General features: G+C 68.1%; 15 protein-coding genes. 4 read left to right on the top strand and 11 right to left on the bottom strand.

Annotation, left to right across the window (positions count from 1 at the left end):
* Positions 1-31: 31 nt before the first annotated feature.
* Genes CDOO_RS03495 through CDOO_RS03485 form a run of 3 tightly spaced genes read right to left on the bottom strand, consistent with a single transcriptional unit; the run spans position 32 to position 2944 of the window.
* Positions 32-1045 carry a hypothetical protein gene (locus CDOO_RS03495; RefSeq protein ID WP_018021135.1) on the bottom strand — a complete coding sequence of 338 codons (1014 nt, stop codon included), beginning with the start codon at positions 1043-1045 and terminating at the stop codon, positions 32-34.
* Positions 1046-1054: 9 nt separating this feature from the next.
* Positions 1055-2437 (bottom strand): phosphomannomutase/phosphoglucomutase, encoded by a 1383-nt coding sequence (locus CDOO_RS03490; RefSeq protein ID WP_018021136.1) that lies wholly within the window; start codon positions 2435-2437, stop codon positions 1055-1057.
* A 54-nt stretch (positions 2438-2491) separates the two neighbouring features.
* Positions 2492-2944, bottom strand: coding sequence for a DUF3499 domain-containing protein (locus CDOO_RS03485; protein ID WP_026159246.1), 453 nt, complete (start codon positions 2942-2944; stop codon positions 2492-2494).
* 93 nt (positions 2945-3037) lie between these two features.
* Here CDOO_RS03485 and CDOO_RS03480 point away from each other — a divergent pair, with 93 nt between their 5' ends.
* Complete coding sequence (locus CDOO_RS03480) at positions 3038-3493, top strand: metallopeptidase family protein (RefSeq protein ID WP_018021138.1); 456 nt, start codon at positions 3038-3040, stop codon at positions 3491-3493.
* Positions 3494-3558: 65 nt separating this feature from the next.
* Here CDOO_RS03480 and CDOO_RS03475 read toward each other — a convergent pair whose 3' ends face one another.
* From CDOO_RS03475 to CDOO_RS03465, 3 genes are all read right to left on the bottom strand, one after another.
* On the bottom strand, positions 3559-3807 hold the full coding sequence (locus CDOO_RS03475) for a WhiB family transcriptional regulator (RefSeq protein ID WP_173405502.1): 249 nt from the start codon (positions 3805-3807) through the stop codon (positions 3559-3561).
* Between the two features lie 324 nt (positions 3808-4131).
* Positions 4132-5211 (bottom strand): mannose-1-phosphate guanylyltransferase, encoded by a 1080-nt coding sequence (manB, locus tag CDOO_RS03470; RefSeq protein WP_018021139.1) that lies wholly within the window; start codon positions 5209-5211, stop codon positions 4132-4134.
* A gap of 98 nt (positions 5212-5309) precedes the next feature.
* Positions 5310-6209, bottom strand: coding sequence for a glycosyltransferase family 2 protein (locus CDOO_RS03465; protein ID WP_038573254.1), 900 nt, complete (start codon positions 6207-6209; stop codon positions 5310-5312).
* Positions 6210-6338: 129 nt separating this feature from the next.
* Here CDOO_RS03465 and CDOO_RS03460 point away from each other — a divergent pair, with 129 nt between their 5' ends.
* The 3 genes from CDOO_RS03460 (at position 6339) to CDOO_RS03450 (ending at position 9359) form a co-directional block, all read left to right on the top strand.
* Complete coding sequence (locus CDOO_RS03460; RefSeq protein ID WP_018021141.1) at positions 6339-7901, top strand: LCP family protein; 1563 nt, start codon at positions 6339-6341, stop codon at positions 7899-7901.
* A 20-nt stretch (positions 7902-7921) separates the two neighbouring features.
* Positions 7922-8581 carry a TIGR03089 family protein gene (locus CDOO_RS03455; protein WP_018021142.1) on the top strand — a complete coding sequence of 220 codons (660 nt, stop codon included), beginning with the start codon at positions 7922-7924 and terminating at the stop codon, positions 8579-8581.
* A gap of 157 nt (positions 8582-8738) precedes the next feature.
* Positions 8739-9359 carry a DUF4282 domain-containing protein gene (locus CDOO_RS03450; protein ID WP_018021143.1) on the top strand — a complete coding sequence of 207 codons (621 nt, stop codon included), beginning with the start codon at positions 8739-8741 and terminating at the stop codon, positions 9357-9359.
* 63 nt (positions 9360-9422) lie between these two features.
* Here CDOO_RS03450 and CDOO_RS03445 read toward each other — a convergent pair whose 3' ends face one another.
* The 5 genes from CDOO_RS03445 to CDOO_RS03425 form a co-directional block, all read right to left on the bottom strand.
* Positions 9423-9902, bottom strand: coding sequence for a YdcF family protein (locus CDOO_RS03445; RefSeq protein WP_018021144.1), 480 nt, complete (start codon positions 9900-9902; stop codon positions 9423-9425).
* On the bottom strand, positions 9903-10403 hold the full coding sequence (gene purE, locus CDOO_RS03440; protein ID WP_018021145.1) for a 5-(carboxyamino)imidazole ribonucleotide mutase: 501 nt from the start codon (positions 10401-10403) through the stop codon (positions 9903-9905).
* Between the two features lies 1 nt (position 10404).
* Entirely contained in the window at positions 10405-11580 is a 1176-nt protein-coding gene (locus CDOO_RS03435; protein WP_051064012.1) for a 5-(carboxyamino)imidazole ribonucleotide synthase, read from the bottom strand.
* Positions 11581-11705: 125 nt separating this feature from the next.
* A complete protein-coding gene (locus CDOO_RS03430) occupies positions 11706-12179 on the bottom strand; it encodes a hypothetical protein (RefSeq protein ID WP_018021147.1) in 474 nt (157 codons plus the stop codon).
* A 10-nt stretch (positions 12180-12189) separates the two neighbouring features.
* The gene (locus CDOO_RS03425; protein WP_018021148.1) at positions 12190-12921 is read right to left on the bottom strand and encodes a biotin--[acetyl-CoA-carboxylase] ligase; all 732 of its coding nucleotides are present in this window, start codon (positions 12919-12921) and stop codon (positions 12190-12192) included.
* Between the last annotated feature and the right edge of the window lie 5 nt (positions 12922-12926).

Below are 12926 nucleotides of genomic sequence, written 5' to 3'. Positions count from 1 at the left end.
TCGGTAGATCGGGTGGTCGGCCCTGGCTCGCTCAGCCGACCGTGTACGCCGGCGTGGCCTGCGCACGGACAATGAGCCGGAGCGCGACATCGAGTCGGCCGAGGATGGGCGCCGCGGTGTCCACCCGGACCGGAAGCGATCGGGGGAGCGACGAGGCTGCGGCGGCCCAGACGATGGTTTTCAACGCTACCGTACCTTCCGGCCCGTCGAGGAAGGGGTCATGGAAGATGCTGTCCGTGACGGACTCCGGCTCGTCCCCCAGGGCCGCCGGAAAGTCCGCCGGGTCGGCGAATCCGGAGGTCAGGCCGGCCGCATTCCACAGGTGCGCGGCCAGCTCAGCGACATGCACGCCGACGTCCCTGTCGCCGTCTCCGCTGGCCGGCGCGCCGGTGTGCAGGACCCGTGCGCCCTCGACGAAGGAGCGCAACTGTCGCCCGGGGTTGACCGATTCGTCGCGCTCCGGGGAGAGCACGGACAGCTCGGCGTCGACGTTTTCCGCCAGGCCGGCCAGTTTGTCGCTGATGGGAACATCCCCCTCCTCAAGCACATCGAGGACGGCGAGAACGGTAGCGATCGCGCGGGACGGGGAAAAGCCGGCGACCGTGGGCAGGGCGGGGATCACCACGGTGTCGTCCGGCGTGTCCTCCAGCAGCGGCCCCCGGGAGGGCCCGGCGAGGACGGTGGCCGCGCCGCGGCGGTCGGCGGTGATGAGGTCGCGGGCGAGGCGGGGATCGTTCCCACGGTCGCTCAGCGACGTGACCACGTCGAGCGCGCCCACGTAGGCGGGCAGGGTGTCGGTGACCACGACGGGGACCCGCAGCGGCGAGCGTTCCGCCACGGCGAACTGCGCCGCAACGCGGGGCAGATGATCCGGGGCGAGGATGATGACGCTGCGTATCGACGCTCCCCGCAGCCGGATCAGCTCCGGCAACGCCCCCGCGACCGCGCGGATCTGCGCGCCCTCGTGCGCGACATCGAAAAAGCGCACGGTTTCGCGGTCGTATCCTGCCCCGTCGAAGTAGTCCCGGTCGTCTGGAGTGCTCATGCCCCCAGGTTACGTGCGGATGATCCCCAGCACCTCGTCGACGATCTCCCCGACCTCGTCCGCGCTGGGCGCCTCGACGTTGAGGCGCAGCAGCGGCTCGGTGTTGGAGGCGCGCAGGTTGAACCAGGCCGGGGTGCCCTTCAGCTCGACGGTGACGCCGTCGAGGGTGTCCACGGACTCGGTGCGGTCGGTGAAGGCCGCCAGCACGGCGTCCGTGGCGGCGGCCTGATCCTCGACCGTGGAGTTGATCTCACCCGAGGCCACGTAGCGCTCGTAGGACACCATGAGTTCGGAGAGCGTGCCGTCCTGCGAGCCCAGGGCGGCGAGGACGTGCATGGCCGCGAGCAGCCCGGAGTCTGCGTTGAAGAAGGTGGCGAAGTAGTAGTGCGCCGAATGCTCGCCGCCGAAGACGGCGCCGTGCTCGGCCATCTGCGCCTTGATGAAGGAGTGGCCGACCCGGGTGCGCACCGGGGTGCCGCCGTTCTCCTCGACGATCTCGGACACGGCCTTCGAGGTGATGAGGTTGTGGATGATGCTCGCACCCGGGTGCTCGTCGAGATGACGCTCGGCCACCAGTCCGGTGATCGCCGAGGGGGACACGGGCTCTCCCCGCTCGTCGACGACGAAACACCGGTCCGCGTCGCCGTCGAAGGCCAGGCCGATGTCCGCGCCCTGCTCGACGACAAACTTCTGCAGGTCCACGAGGTTCTTCGGGTCCAGCGGGTTGGCCTCGTGGTTGGGGAACGTGCCGTCGAGCTCGAAGTAGAGCGGGCGGATGTCCAGCGGCAGGCCCTCGAGCACGGCGGGGACGGTCAACCCGCCCATGCCGTTGGCGGCGTCCACGGCGACGACCAGCGGGCGGATGCCCGAGAGATCGACGAGATCGCGGAGGTAGTCGCCGTAGGCGTCGAGTACGTCGTCCTCGGTGACCGTTCCGGCAGTGCCAGGTAGGCCATCGAAGGCGGGGACGCCGTCGATAAGCATCCGGGTGATCTCGGCGAGGCCGCTCTCCTGGCCGACCGGGGTGGCGCCGGCGCGGCAGAGTTTGATGCCATTGTACTTGGCCGGGTTGTGCGAGGCGGTGAACATCGCACCCGCGCAGTTCCGGGAACCGGCGGCGAAGTAGAGCTCGTCAGTCGAGGTCAGGCCGAGGATGACCACGTCGAGGCCCTGGGAGGTCGCACCCTCGGCGAAGGCGCGGGCAAGTTCGGGGGAACTGGGGCGCATGTCGTAGCCCACGGCGATCTGCGTCTCCCCCTCGCCGCGCAGCAGGTGGGCGAAGGCGGCACCCACGTCGGCGACAAAGTCGGCGTCGACGTCCTCGCCCACGACACCGCGGACGTCGTAGGCCTTGATGACCTTGGCTAATGCTTCTGCAGAACGGAGGGGCACGTCGGCGGGACCTTTCGGGGCGGTAATACTGTCGCCGACGAGTCTAACCCGACCTCAGTTGTTCTCCCGCGAATCGTCCGCGTGACGCACCACGCGCAGGTGCGAACGCCGGGTTTCGTTGTCGGCGGCGATGCGTTTGGTGCGGAACACCGGGTGATCCGAGGCGTCCGGGTCGGCGGCGTCGCGGTAGTTTTCCGGGTTCTCGATGGGGTCGGCGCCCCGGGACTCCACCAGCCCGGAGGTGACCCGGCCGGCCTCGCGCACGGCCTCGGCCAGGGCCGTGAGATCGTCATCGTCATCGAGCTCGATGTTGTCCACACGCAGCATCTCCCACCCGAGCGGGGCGGTGATCTTCTCCGCGTGGCGCTCGCAGAGGTCCCAGCTGTGCGGCTCGGCGGCGGGTGCCAGCGGGCCGATGACCGCGGTGGATTCCGCGTAGGCGTACGTCAGCGTCGCGGCGGCGGGTTTGCCACAGCCGGGGCGGGAACAGCGTCGATAGTGGTTCACGGTGGCCAAGTCTAAACCCTTGGTTGAGATTTTTACAGACCGCGGGCGCATGTCGCGGCGGCGGGAGGCGCGCGGGGCCCTAACCTTGCAGGCGTGCACACCAGAACCTTCCGCAACCGTCGCGGCCGCGGCATCCGCGGGCCGATCGTTCCCGAGGCCATTCCGCGCTACCGCACCCGCTCCCAGCAGTTCGACATGGCGGTGCTCGACGCCTACTCCCCCATCCACAACTCCTACCGCGATCAGCTCGCGGCGCTCGACCTGGCGGTGGACACCGTCCCCCGGATGCAGCTCTCCGCCGACAGCACCGTGCTGCCCGACGACATCGTTGCCGAGGGCCCGGTCCCGCTTGGCCGGATCTTGCCCGCGGGAGTGGATGCCCAGGGTCGCCCGACCCGGGCGCGCATGGTGATCTTCCGCCAGCCCATCGAGGAGCGGGCGAAGACCACGGATGAGCGCCAGGAGCTGCTCTCCTGGGTGCTCGCGGCGTTGGCGTCGAGCTACCTCAACATTGACCCGCGGGACATCCTGCCGGATTTCGAGCCCTAGAAGCGCCCCGAGCAGCAGAAAGCGCCCGGGAGGTCACTCCCCGGGCGCGCTGAACGAGACGAGATCTAGCCGATCTGCCGCTTGAGCCGGCGGCGCTCACGGTCGGACAGGCCGCCCCAGATGCCGAAACGCTCGTCGTGCTCGAGCGCGTACTCGAGGCACTCGTCGCGGACGGCGCAGGCCTGGCAGATGCGCTTGGCCTCGCGGGTGGATCCGCCCTTCTCGGGGAAGAAGGCCTCGGGGTCGGTCTGGGCGCAGAGCGCCTGGTCCTGCCACTCCTGCTCGACGGCGCCGAACAATTCGTCCAGTGACATCTGCGCGGCGGTTCCACCACGGACAATGGCATTTTTGGCCATGTCTTCCATGCAGTGTCCTTTCTCTATCGTTCTCTCACGCCGGTCGGCCGACCCGCTCGTCGGGGTCAGTTGCTTACACCCATGTGATTAAACCTGCGGACACTAAATATCGTCAACCCGGAAGTGGCCAATTCATGGTTTTGCCAGCGATAACGCAGGCCACAGTTCACCTGAGTCACACGCGTAACAACGCACCCGGCCCGGGGGCAGGGTGCGGGGGTACTAGATATAGTGTCGGCCACCCCTAGATCTGGGAAGTACGACCAACCTTCGGCGTGTCGCCTACGCGTCGGCGGAAAAACGCACTCCGGTGTCGGGAATCTGCACGCCCGGCCAGATGCGCATACCGCCCATGAGCTCGCAGCGCGCGCCGATGCTGGCACCCTCACCGATGACACAGTCGGCGATCCGCGCGTTCGCGCCGATGCTCGCACCAGCGGCGATGATGGAGTCGCGGATCTGCGCACCCGGCTCGATGGTGCAGCCGTCGAAGATGACGGAGCCGTCGATACGCGCGCCCGCCCCGATCTCGCAGCCACGGCCGACCGATGTGCCGCCGAGCAGCAGCACTCCCCCGGCGATACCCGCGGACTCGTCGACGATCGCCTCGCCGGTGCGGCCCTCGAGCAGCGGGGAGTACGCCACCCCGCGCACCAGGTCGGCGGAGCCGTGCACGAAGTCGTCCGGCCGGCCCATGTCCCGCCAGTAGGCGGTATCCACGTGCCCGGCGACCTTCCGGCCCTCCTTGAGCACCTGCGGGAAGGTCTCCCGCTCCACGGAGACCACGCGGCCGGCGGGGATCTCTTCGATGAGCTCGCGGCGGAAGACGTAGCAGCCGGCGTTGATCTGGTCGGTCGGCGGATCCTCGGTCTTCTCCAGGAACTCGGTGACATTGCCGTTGGCATCCGTGGGCACACAGCCGTACGCGCGCGGGTCGGAGACCCGGACCAGGTGCATGGTGAGATCGGCACCGGTGTTCTCGTGGGTGTCCAGCACCGCGGTGAGGTCGGTGGAGGCGAGCACATCGCCGTTGAACACCATGACCGTGTCGGCACGGAGCTTGTCGTAGACGTTGCGGATGGCGCCGCCGGTACCGAGGGCCTCCTCCTCGACGACGTACTCGATCTCCAGGCCCATGTCGGAGCCGTCGCCGAAGTACTCCTCGAACACCTCGGCGCGGTAGGAGGTGCCCATGACCACGTGCGTGATGCCGGCGGACTTGATGCGCGCGAGCAGGTGTTTGAGGAAGGGCGCGTTGGCCGTCGGAAGCATCGGCTTCGGCGTGTTCACGGTGAGCGGGCGCAGGCGGGTGCCGCGTCCTCCGACCAGAATGACTGCGTCTACCGCTTCAGGATGGGCCATGGCGTGTAAATCCTCACTTCATAAATGTATATAGCTGAAATTAGAAGATACCGGCCCGGCTCCCCGCCGCTGCTCCGGCCCGCCGTGGTTACGGCCGCTTATCGACGACTCGCAGCCACCATCGCGCGGGCGCGCACAGCGAGCCCCACGCGTAGCAGCCCGCGTAGCGGCGCCTGCCACCACGCCGGGTGACGGTCCGCCTGGAAGCGGTACGCGCTGGCATGGTGGGCCGGCAGCATCGTCGCGCCCCTGGTCTTGGTGGAATGACCCTGGTCATGGCGGATCACGGCGTCGGGGCAGTAGACGTTGCGGTAGCCGGCGCGGGCGAACCGGTCGCCCAGGTCGACGTCCTCCATGTACATGAAGTAGCGCTCGTCGAACCCGCCGACCGCCTCGAGGGCCTCCCAGCGCACCAGTAGGCAGGAGCCCGACAGCCAGCCGGCGGCGCGCTCGGTCTCCATGTCAGCGTCGTCGCGGTACGCGGCGGACCAGGGGTTGCCCGGCCACAGATCGGCGAACAGCGCGTGCCCGATGCCGTTGCGCATCGTCGGCACGGCGCGCGCGGAGGGGTACGTGGTGCCGTCACCCAGGTCGATCCGGGGGCCCACGGCCGCCGCATCGGGCCACCGGCGGGCGCACTCGACCAGGGTGTCGATGGCCCCCGGGTCAAACGTCACGTCCGGGTTCGACAGGAGGAGGAACTCGCCGTCGATTAGCTCCTGTTCCTTTCTTTCTTGCAGCGCGCGCACCCCGGCGTTCATGCCGCGTCCGTAACCGAGGTTGCCGCCGGTGGGGAGGAACTCCACGTCCGAGCGCACGCGGGTCGCCTCCTCCGGGACCCCGTCCGTGGAGCCGTTGTCGGCGAGGACGGTCAGCGTCTCACCCGAATAACCCTCCGCGACGGAGTCGAGGAACGCTGCCAGGTGCTCTCCCGGGGAGTAGGTCACCGTCACGACGGCCAGGGGTCTGCTGTTTTCTGTAGTCACAATGCGCGACATGCTACCGGCGACACCGGGGACAACCGGGGAGGACTGGCCCGCGCAGTCCGAATATCACTCCCCCATGCAATAGACTTGCGCGGAAGTACTGCCCCGTCCCTCAGAGGTTTCCCCGAAAGTGCGTGACTCGTGACCAACCACCAACGCTCAGCTCGCGACATCCAGGCCGCTCCCCCGGCCAGCGAGCCGACTGCGCAGCACGGATCCGCGTACGCCAAGGTCATCATCACCTTCCTCTCCGTCCTCGTGCTGGCGTTCTCCGCCATGGGGTACTTCACCATCGGACGCCTGGGCAACGACGTCGCCTCGGCCGCCAACCTCGGGCTGGGAGGCGACGACGACCAGCGGGAGAAGGCCGCCGACGGGGCCGTGGACATCCTGCTAGTGGGCACCGACTCGCGCACCGACGCCCAGGGTGAGCCCCTGCCCGAGGAGGAGCTGGCCCGCATGAACGCCGGCTTCGACGACGGCGAGGAGAACACCGACACGATGATGCTCATCCGGGTGCCCAACGACGGCTCCCGCGCCACGGCCGTGTCCATCCCGCGGGACACGTACATCAGCGACGGTGAGTTCGGGAACATGAAGATCAACGGCGTCTACACCGCCCACAAACAGGCCGCCGCCGACGACGGTAAATCCGGCACCTCGCTCGTCGAGGCCGGGCGTTCCGGGCTCATCGATGCCGTCGGTGACCTCACCGGTGTGGACATCGACCACTACGCCGAGATCGGTCTCCACGGCTTTGTGTCCCTGACCAACGCCGTCGGCGGGGTGGACGTCTGCCTCACGGAGCCGGTCGACGACGAGTTCTCCGGCGCCGTCTTCCCCGACGGCGAGCAGACGCTCGACGGCTACCAGGCGCTCGCCTTCGTCCGCCAGCGCCACGGCCTGCCGCGCGGCGACCTCGACCGCATCGTCCGCCAGCAGGCGTTCATGGCTTCGCTGGTGAACAAGATCCTCTCCGCCGGCACCCTCGCCAACCCTTCCAAGCTCTCCGACCTGTCCAAGGCCGTGGAGAAGTCCGTGATCATCGACGAGGGCTGGAACATCGTGTCCTTCGGCTCCCAGCTCGCCGACCTCGCCGGCGGCAACGTCACGTTCACCACTATTCCCGTCACCTCGGTCGACGGCGTGGGCGACTACGGCGAGTCCATCGTCACCGTTGACTCCGCTGAGGTGCACGAGTTCTTCGACGACATGACCACACCCGAGACTGCCACGGCGACGACCTCGGCTGCCCCAGGTGCGCCGACCGTCGATCCCGCGCTGGCCGACATGGAGGTCCACGTGCTCAACGCCGGAACCCTTTCGGGCCAGGCAGACGGGGTGGGCGGCTGGCTCGGCGAGCGCGGTGTCAACGTCACCGAGACCGCCAACGCCCTCGAGGGGGTCTACAGCATGAGCCAGGTCGTCGCGGCCGACCCGACGAGCGAGGCGGCGATCGCCATGTCCAAGCTCCTCGGTGGCCTGCCCATCACCACCAACGACGGGTTGGACGACTCCACCATCATCGTGGTCACGGCCGACGACTACGCCGGCCCGGCGGGCGAGCCCGGAGACACCTCCCCATCCGCGGCCGCGTCCTCCGCGGAGTCCGAACCGGTGGGCACGCCGGGCGCCGACTTCGGCAACGCCGAGGTGGCCCCGGAGATCACCGCCGGCGGCTCGGGCCCGCGCTGCATCAACTAGCGTGCCTAGAGTGGGCGGGCATGAGACTCCTGGAGAATCTGCTCACCACCGACCCCGCGTCGCCGCGCCTGACCGTGTACAACGAAACCACCGGCGCGCGCATGGACTTCTCGGCACAGACGCTGGACAACTGGGCGTCGAAAATTGCCAACATGCTCGGCGAGGAGCTCGACCTCGACCCTTCCTCCGCCATCGCCATTGACCTGCCGGTGAGTTGGCAGGCAGCGGTGACTGCCCTGGGTGCCGTCGCCGCCCGGATCGAGGTGCGCTTCGGCGGCCCATCGGCCGTGGGTGAGGTCGACGCGGTGTTCACGTCGCTGGAGCGTTACGACGCCTGGGCCTCCTCCGGCGCCGACGCCGTGCTCGTCTCGGACGACCCCTTCGGCCGGGGCATCGAGGAATCCGGCGGAACCCTCCCCGCGGGCGCGCTCGACTTCGGACCCATCGTGCGTTTCTACGGCGACGTCTACTACGGCGATGCCCCGGCCCTCTCCTCGGTGGTGCCGGACGGCACTCCCGAACGCCTGCTCTCCACCGGCTGGACCGACCGGGAAAGTTTCCAGCGCGACGTGCTCTCCCCCATCGCCGCGGGCGGATCCAGCGTGGTCGTTGCTGGCCGCGTATCGACGTCCCGGCTCAGCGAGATCGCCGAAAACGAACGCGTCACCGCGCGGGCCTAGCCGCCCTGCTTTCCTGGCCCGCGGGTTTTGTGCCACGGGGAGCATTCCCCCGGAAATGTCGTGGCAGGTGGCCGCGTTGCTTAAGATCTCCGTTATACGTTGCACTCCGCAACGGCGACAGCACCCCACACCAAGAGTTCAGAAAAGGCCTTCTCCCATGACTTCCCCGTACGGCAGCTTTCCCGAGAACCAGAACGACCCCTTCGACACCCCTCGGGCAGACGAGAGCTCCGCCAACAACTACGGGCAGGAGCAGGGCGGATCCCACTCCGCACCGGAATACGGGCAGGAGCAGGCCAGCACCTATCCGGCGCCGACCTACGGGCAGGAGCAGACCGGCGCCTACTCCGCTCCGGCTTATGGGCAGGAGCAGTCACAGAACACGTACCCGGCCTCCCCCGTGTTCGGTTCGGAGCAGCCCAGCAACGAGACGGGTGACGCGAACGCGAAGGGTGCCAAGAACTTCCTCAACGCCCTGTTCGACTTCAACTTCGACAACTACCTGTCGGTCAGCTACGCCAAGTTCATTTACATCATCGCCATCATTTCCGCCGCGATCCAGATCCTCTTCTTCTGGATCTTCCCGTTCTTCATCCTGCTGCTTTCCGGCGAAGATGGAAGCGGGATGCTGGCCTTCGTGACGCTGCTGTTCGGCTGGATTCCGGTCGGCATCTCCGTGTTGTTCCAGCTAATCTTCGTGCGGTTGATCCTCGAGTTCATCACCGCCTCGGTGAGGACCGCGGAGAACACCACGAAGCTGGTCCGCCGCGGAGAGTAGGCACAACAGAGATTTGATACGCGCCGCCCTGACTCACTGGGGCGGCGCATTGTTGTTTGCCCGTTAGGCCCGAGCGGCACGGGACCGCCACCGGCGCCACAGCACCCGGGCGAGCGAGTAGGGAAACACCACGGCCTCGCGAACCAGGTGCTTCGATCTCCGGGCTGGCGGGGTGACCGCACCGAACACCCGCACGGGAATGCCCAGGTGCCAGGCCCACATTCGGGCGCGGGGCGCGTGGTAGCCGCTGGTGGCCACCAGCCACCGGGTCGTCTCGGGGAGCAGCCGGTGGGCGTTCTCCAGGTTCTCGTTGGTGCTGGTGGCGGCGGGTTCCTCAAGGATCGCCTCGGCGGGGATGCCGCGCGCGATGAGCCAGCGGGCCATGGCGTCAGCCTCCCGGAACCCGGAGACGACGATGCGGGTGGGGCGGCGGAGGCGCTGACGGGCGTCGAAAAGCAACAGTGCCCGCTGAAGCCTGGATTCCAGCACCGGGGCGGGGAGGCCATCCTGGACGCGGGAACCCAGGACGAGGATGTTCTCCACCTACTCGCCCATCAGGCGGGCGCGCAGCTTCTTGTCCTTCTCCTCCACCTCGTCGGCCATGTTCTGCTGGTAATCGGCCATGCGCTCGGTGAGCTCGGGGTGGCCGGCGCCGAGGATGCGCACGGCGAGCAGGCCGGCGTTCTTCGCGCCGCCGATGGAGACGGTGGCCACGGGCACGCCGCCGGGCATCTGCACGATGGAGAGCAGGGAATCCAGGCCGTCGAGATCCTTCAGCGCGCGGGGCACGCCGATGACCGGCAGCGGCGTCGCGGCGGCGACCATGCCCGGCAGGTGAGCCGCGCCGCCCGCACAGGCGATGATGACCTTGAGGCCGCGGCCATGTGCTTCACGGGCGTAGGTGAGCATCTTGTCCGGGGTGCGGTGCGCCGAGACGACGCCGACCTCGAAGGGGACGCCGAAGCCCGCGAGGACCTCGGCTGCCGGGGCGACGGTGTCCCAGTCCGAGTCCGAACCCATGATCAGTCCGACGAGTGGCTGCATGTCAGTGCTCCTTCTTATTCAGGTAGTTGTCGTCCCACTCCCCGTGCATGAGGAAGTGCGCGGCAGCGGCGGCCGTCTTCCGCGTCTGCTCCACATCCGAGCCCACAACGTTGACGTGCCCCAGCTTGCGACCCGGGCGGTAGCCCTTGCCGTAGAGGTGGATCTTCGCCTCGGGGAACCTGCGCCAGACCTCCACGCAGCGCCCGGTCACCGACATCTCCGGCTCCTTGTCCGCACCAAGAACATTGGCCATCACGGTCACCGGCGCGAGCGTCTCCGTGGAACCCAGCGGGAAGTCCAGGACCGCGCGCAGGTGCTGCTCAAACTGACTGGTCACGGAACCTTCCTGCGTCCAGTGCCCGGTGTTGTGGGGGCGCATGGCCAGCTCGTTGACGAAGATCTCGCCGTCGACCTCGAAAAGCTCCACGGCCAGGACGCCGGTGACGCCCAGCGCCTCGGCGACGGACACCGACAGCTTCTCTGCCCGCTCGCGCTGCTCATCGCTCATGCCCGGGGCGGGCGCGATGGCCTCGACGCAGATGCCGCCGGACTGCACCGACTCCACCACCGGCCACGGCCGGACCTCACCCGACGGCGTGCGCGCAACCATGGCGGACAGCTCGCGGGTGAAGCTCAGCTTCTCCTCGGCCATCAGGGGCACACCCTCGGAAAGGAGCTTCTCGACGAGCGTTCCCAACCCCTCGCGGGAGTCCGGGAACCAGACGCCGTTGCCGTCGTAGCCCCCACGCCGGGCCTTGAGGCACACCGCGCCGTCGACCTCATCGAAGAACACTGCCGCGTCCTCGACCGAATCGATGGCGGCGAAACGAGGGACCGGCGCACCGATCTCACCGAGCCTCTTGCGCATGACCAGCTTGTCCTGCGCGAAAATCAACGCGCTGGGCTGCGGCTGAACGTTGACACCCTCGGCGATGAGCGCATCGAGGTGCTCATTGGGTACGTGCTCGTGGTCGAAGGTCACCGCATCCGCGCCGTCGACCGCGCGGCGCAGGTCGCCGATGTCCGTGTAGTCGCCGATCAGCACGTCTGCGCACACCTGCGCGGCGGAGGAGTCGGGCGCCCCGGCCAGGACGCGGATGGAGCAGCCGAGCTCAATCGCCTCGGTCTGCATCATCCGGGCGAGCTGCCCGTCGCCGATCACGGCGATGACGGGCATGCCCGGGGCGTGGGCGGCGGGGTTTCCGGTGTTCTCGGCAGGAGTGTTCACAGGGGTCAACTATACGGGGCGGACCAGACGTCACTGTCCAGACGTCTGGACTGTCGCTCGATAGAAACCCCCACCTACCGGTAGTACCCCTGCCGCCCCGGCAACGACTGCTGAATCAGCCCCTCAACCTTCTTGCCCCGGGGCACCGACGGAAAGTACAGCGGCCGATCCAGCCCGAACACCGCCACCGATATTCCGCCTTTATGTCTGCGCACGGAGTGGACGTCGCGAAGCGGGATGGAGTCCACCCGTGATTTCAGACTCGGGGCACGCGCGATGATGCGCCGGTCGGTGACAATGAAGCGGCGACGACGCTCACGGACCACGGGCAGCAGGAATCGCCACACCAGCAGCACCGCCCACACAGCGACAAGGGCATTGCGCAGCAGAGGATCGATCATCGATCCGGGCCCGTCGAGATAACCCACGGCCATCCACACCAGCCCAGTGGTCACGACGGCCTCGAGAAACGGGAACACCACGGTGCCGGGTGGCGACGTCATGTCGGCGCGCACCCGCTCCCCCTGTCCCAGTCTCGGCAGTCCCATGCGCCCCAATCTAGCTTTCGGGTCGCAGGTGGGTCACATCCCCGGCGGAGTAGGCCTGTCCGTCGACGATCACCCGGCCATCGTCGGCGACGTCGTCGACAAGCCCGAACACATCACCCTGCGGCGTCTCCAGGCGCACCCGCTTCCCGATGGTCGCGCTCACCCGCCGGTAGTCCGCCATCAACTGCAGGTCCCGGTCCTGCCACTGGGAAAGACGCTTCTCGACGCCCGTGAGCACCCTCTCGCCCAGCTCCGTCAGGTCGGTGTCCAGACCCTCGAGAAGCAGCGAGGTGGCGTGTTCGACCGGCAGTTGCTCCCTGGTCAGACCGACGTTGATGCCGAAGCCGACGACCACGCGGAACTGGCCGTCGATAAGCGACGTCCCCTCCGCGAGGATGCCCACCAGCTTGCGACCGTCGATGAGCACGTCGTTGGGCCATTTGAGTTCGGCCGTGGGGATGGCGTCGGTGAGTGCGACGCCGACGGCCAGCGACAGGGTGCCCAGGCGTTCGACGTCCCGCTCGCCGACGATCAGTGCGATGGAGCAGATGAACTGCGCGCCCTTGGGGCTGGACCACGCGCGGCCCAGTCGGCCCTTGCCCGCGGTCTGCTCGCCGGCGATGAGCACGGACTTGTGGCCGGCGTCGGAGTTCAGCAGGTCGGTGTTGGTGGAGCCGGTGCTGTCCACGTAGTTGATGGCGGAGTAGCCCGGGAGGTTCTCGCGGAGTCGCTCAATGTTCATGGCTT

The sequence above is a fragment of the Corynebacterium doosanense CAU 212 = DSM 45436 genome (genome assembly GCF_000767055.1).
Taxonomy (GTDB): domain Bacteria; phylum Actinomycetota; class Actinomycetes; order Mycobacteriales; family Mycobacteriaceae; genus Corynebacterium; species Corynebacterium doosanense.
Note: the sequence above shows the minus strand (reverse complement) of the source record. Positions and strands in the feature narration are given on the sequence as shown.

Coding starts and splice junctions, on each gene's coding strand:
- purE (WP_018021145.1), bottom strand. CDS start 10,403: ATGCAGCCACTCGTCGGACTGATCATGGGTTCGGACTCGGACTGGGAC.
- CDOO_RS03435 (WP_051064012.1), bottom strand. CDS start 11,580: ATGCCCGTCATCGCCGTGATCGGCGACGGGCAGCTCGCCCGGATGATG.
- CDOO_RS03465 (WP_038573254.1), bottom strand. CDS start 6,209: ATGTCGCGCATTGTGACTACAGAAAACAGCAGACCCCTGGCCGTCGTG.
- CDOO_RS03455 (WP_018021142.1), top strand. CDS start 7,922: ATGAGACTCCTGGAGAATCTGCTCACCACCGACCCCGCGTCGCCGCGC.
- CDOO_RS03495 (WP_018021135.1), bottom strand. CDS start 1,045: ATGAGCACTCCAGACGACCGGGACTACTTCGACGGGGCAGGATACGAC.
- CDOO_RS03450 (WP_018021143.1), top strand. CDS start 8,739: ATGACTTCCCCGTACGGCAGCTTTCCCGAGAACCAGAACGACCCCTTC.
- CDOO_RS03425 (WP_018021148.1), bottom strand. CDS start 12,921: ATGAACATTGAGCGACTCCGCGAGAACCTCCCGGGCTACTCCGCCATC.
- CDOO_RS03475 (WP_173405502.1), bottom strand. CDS start 3,807: ATGTCACTGGACGAATTGTTCGGCGCCGTCGAGCAGGAGTGGCAGGAC.
- CDOO_RS03430 (WP_018021147.1), bottom strand. CDS start 12,179: ATGGGACTGCCGAGACTGGGACAGGGGGAGCGGGTGCGCGCCGACATG.
- manB (WP_018021139.1), bottom strand. CDS start 5,211: ATGGCCCATCCTGAAGCGGTAGACGCAGTCATTCTGGTCGGAGGACGC.